At 64.6% G+C, this 2,325-nt stretch carries 1 protein-coding gene and 1 pseudogene; one reads left to right on the top strand and one right to left on the bottom strand.

Annotated features, from left to right (window positions below; genetic code table 11):
- The first annotated feature begins 22 nt into the window (after positions 1-22).
- Complete coding sequence (locus tag VF497_RS18550) at positions 23-187, top strand: hypothetical protein (protein WP_414706918.1); 165 nt, start codon at positions 23-25, stop codon at positions 185-187.
- Here the strand turns inward: VF497_RS18550 and rpoB are convergent.
- A pseudogene (rpoB, locus tag VF497_RS14930) lies at positions 145-2,325 on the bottom strand (DNA-directed RNA polymerase subunit beta); the annotation flags it as partial. The gene VF497_RS18550 and the pseudogene rpoB overlap by 43 nt on opposite strands.

The following is a 2,325-nucleotide window of genomic DNA, read 5'->3' as shown; positions in this document are numbered from 1 at the left end:
CCACCAGACCCACTACGGGCGCATGTGCCCGATCGAGACCCCGGAGGGCCCGAACATCGGCCTGATCAACTCGCTCGCGCTGTACGCGCGCACCAACAAGTACGGCTTCCTCGAGACGCCGTACCGCAAGGTGAAGGACTCCAAGCCGACCAGCGGCGTGGTCGAGCGCAGCGTCGGCACGGCCTGACGCTGCATGTTCGCGCCCATCAGCGCGCGGTTCGCGTCGTCGTGCTCGAGGAACGGCACGAGCGCGGCCGCGACCGACACGGTCTGCATCGGCGAGACGTCCATTAGCTGGATGTCCTGCGGATGACGCAGTTCCGATTCGCCCTTGTAGCGGCAGGCGACGAAGTCTTCGGTGAACGCGCCGTTCTTGTCGAGCGGCGAGTTCGCCTGCGCGATCACGTAGTCGCCTTCTTCGATCGCGGAGAAATACTCGACCTTGTCGGTGACCTTGCCGTTGACGATCTTGCGGTACGGCGTCTCGAGGAAGCCGTAGGAGTTGGTGCGCGCGTACACGGCGAGCGAATTGATCAGGCCGATGTTCGGACCTTCCGGCGTCTCGATCGTGCAGACGCGGCCGTAGTGGGTCGGATGCACGTCGCGCACTTCGAAGCCGGCGCGCTCGCGCGTCAGGCCGCCCGGACCGAGCGCGGACACGCGGCGCTTGTGGGTGACTTCCGACAGCGGGTTGTTCTGGTCCATGAACTGCGACAGCTGTGACGAACCGAAGAACTCCTTGATCGCCGCGCCGACCGGCTTGGCATTGATCAGGTCCTGCGGGGTCAGGCCTTCGGCCTCGGCCAGCGACAGGCGCTCGCGCACCGCGCGCTCAACGCGGACGAGACCGATGCGGAACACGTTCTCGGCCATTTCGCCGACCGAACGCACGCGGCGGTTGCCGAGGTGGTCGATGTCGTCCACCGTGCCGCGACCGTTGCGGATGTCGACGAGCACCTTGAGCACATCGAGGATGTCCGAGGTGTGGCCGAACCTCTCGACGAGCGACTTCGACTCCGCGTCATTGCGCGCGCCGAAATACTTCGAGTCGTAGAGCACGCCCGTGCCCGTCGTTTCCTTGCGGCCGACGCGGCGGTTGAACTTCATCCGGCCCACGGCCGAGAGGTCATAACGCTCGAAGGTGAAGAACAGGTTGAAGAACAGGTTCTGCGCCGCTTCCTTGGTCGGCGGCTCGCCAGGACGCATCATGCGGTAGATTTCGACCAGCGCCTCGAGCGGCGTCTTGGTCGAGTCGATGCGCAGCGTGTTCGAGATGTACGGACCGCGGTCGAGATCGTTGACATAAAGCGTGCCGATCTTGTCGATGCCGGCCTTGCGGAAGTTCGCGAGGTGGGTGGCATCGATCTCGGCGTTCGCCGCGGCGAGCAGCTCGCCGGTCTTTGCGTCGACGATGTCGTGCGCGAGGATGCGGCCGACGAGGTAGTCGTCCGGCACTTCGAGCGACTTGAGCTTGGCGTCCTGCAGCAGGCGCACGTGGCGCGCGGTGATGCGCTTGCCGGTCTCGACGATGATCTTGTCACCGGCCTTGACGTCGAAGTTCAGCGTTTCGCCGCGCAGGCGCTCGGCGACGAGCTCGAGCTTGGCGCCTTCCTTCTTGTCGAGGTGGAAAACGTTCTTCTCGAAGAAGATGTCGAGGATTTCCTCGTTGTTGTAGCCGAGCGCGCGCAGCAGCTGCGTCACCGGCAGCTTGCGGCGACGGTCGATACGCGTGAACAGCGCGTCCTTCGGGTCGAACTCGAAGTCGAGCCACGAGCCGCGGTAGGGAATGATGCGCGCGCTGTAGAGCAGCTTGCCCGAGCTGTGCGTCTTGCCGCGGTCGTGGTCGAAGAACACGCCCGGCGAGCGATGCAGCTGCGAGACGATGACGCGCTCGGTGCCGTTGATGATGAAGGTACCGGTGTCGGTCATGAGCGGCAGTTCGCCCATGTACACCTCTTGTTCCTTCACGTACTTGATCGCCTTGTTCGACGCCGGCGATTCCTTGTCGTAGATGACCAGGCGCACGAGCACGCGCAACGGCGCGCCGTAGCTCATGCCACGCGAACGGCACTCGCGCTCGTCGAACGCGGGTTCGCCGAGGCGGTAGCTCACGTATTCCAGCGCGGCGTTGCCCGAGTAGCTGACGATTGGGAACACCGACTTCAGCGCCGCGTGCAGGCCGTGGTCCGCGCGCGTCTTGACGTCCACGCCTTCCTGCAGGAACTCGCGATAGGAATCCGTCTGGATCGCGAGCAGCGGCGGCACGCCGAGAACTTGCGGGCGTTTGCCGAAGTCCTTGCGGATGCGCTTCTTTTCGGTGAAGGA

It is taken from the genome of Rudaea sp. (assembly GCF_036383415.1).
Lineage (GTDB): Bacteria > Pseudomonadota > Gammaproteobacteria > Xanthomonadales > Rhodanobacteraceae > Rudaea.
Note: the sequence above shows the minus strand (reverse complement) of the source record. Positions and strands in the feature narration are given on the sequence as shown.